The sequence below is a fragment of the Mucilaginibacter sp. RCC_168 genome, from assembly GCF_041355315.1.
Classification (GTDB): domain Bacteria; phylum Bacteroidota; class Bacteroidia; order Sphingobacteriales; family Sphingobacteriaceae; genus Mucilaginibacter.
Genome location: NZ_JBFUPN010000077.1, coordinates 1 through 710, shown reverse-complemented (window position 1 = coordinate 710; position 710 = coordinate 1). Strand labels below are relative to the sequence as shown.

Annotated in this window: 1 protein-coding gene; it reads right to left on the bottom strand. The window is 37.9% G+C overall.

The annotated features are described in order from the left end of the window. Window positions 1–710: AMP-binding protein (locus tag AB6735_RS28025; protein ID WP_370999486.1), on the bottom strand; the 710-nt coding region annotated here is incomplete at both ends.

Here is a 710-nt window from a genome sequence, read left to right as displayed (position 1 = left end):
GTCACCAGTTCTGTAGATACGATCACCGGCTACGGTACTGAAAGGGTGGGGGATGAACTTTTCGGCAGTCAGGTCAGAACGGTTAAGATAACCCCTCGCAAGCTGCACACCACCCAGGAAAATTTCTCCCATTACGCCGATAGCACATAGGTTCATGCTAGTATCTAATATATAGGCATTTACATTATTTATAGGTTTGCCTATGGATATTAGCTCTTCTTCTGGATTTACTTCTGTAACGGTTGACCATACACTATTCTCAGTTGGGCCGTATTCATTGTATAAATTAATACAAACTCCCCTGTTGTAATGTAGATTAACTAACGACTTATCTAATTTTTCTCCAGCCATTATGACTTTTGATATCCCAGAATTGAATAGTAAGTTATTTTCTAACAGAAACTTGTAATATGAAGGAACGCATAAAATAATGTCAGATATACTTAACAAATTTTTGATACTATCAATATCCTTAAATGATTCATTTTTGCTCAAAATTAGTTTGCTTCCCATCAACAATACCGAAAATAAAACTGCAACCGATGAGTCAAATGAGTAGCTAGATATTAATAATTGTGATTTGACAGGCTCATATTTTACAATCCTTGAATAGGTGGATGCTACTACCCCCTGATGCTCGATCATAACGCCTTTCGGCCATCCCGTAGAACCGGAGGTATAGATGACATAAGCGAGATTAGCAGGGAGGA